Source organism: Thermococcus sp. M36, assembly GCF_012027355.1.
In the GTDB taxonomy this organism is placed as follows: domain Archaea; phylum Methanobacteriota_B; class Thermococci; order Thermococcales; family Thermococcaceae; genus Thermococcus.
Genome location: NZ_SNUH01000126.1, coordinates 1 through 499 on the forward strand (window position 1 = coordinate 1; position 499 = coordinate 499).

Genomic DNA, 499 nt, shown 5'->3' on the forward strand with positions numbered 1-499 from the left:
TACTTTTTCCGGTTTTTCAGGCAGTATCGGGGCAACCTATAATTTTTCAGATAAATTGTCGCTGAAAGCTTATATCAGCAGGGGTTTCAGGGCTCCGAACATTTCAGAAATTTCTGCCAACGGTGTTCATCCCGGAACAAATATTTATCAAATCGGTAATCCTGATTTTAAACCTGAATTCAGTTTGCAGGAAGACATTGGTATAGTGTATTCAACTAAATATGCAGTAATTGAATTGAACCTGTTTAATAATTTCATCAATAATTATATTTATAATCAAAAATTAATAAGTGTTAACGGACAAGATTCTGTAATTGTACCGGGTAATTCAACTTTTAAATTTCAGTCATCTCGTGCTAATTTATACGGCGGAGAATTAAGTATCGATTTGCATCCTTTCAAAAATATTCATTTCGAAAACAGTTTTTCATTGGTAAATGCTATTAATAAAGGGCAATCCGGAAAAGCAGTTGCAGACTCTGAAAAATATCTACCTTTT

General features: G+C 33.1%; 1 protein-coding gene. It reads left to right on the forward strand.

Annotation, left to right across the window (positions count from 1 at the left end):
• Positions 1–499 (forward strand): TonB-dependent receptor (locus E3E36_RS11630; protein WP_167895554.1); only part of this gene is annotated, 499 nt, incomplete at both ends.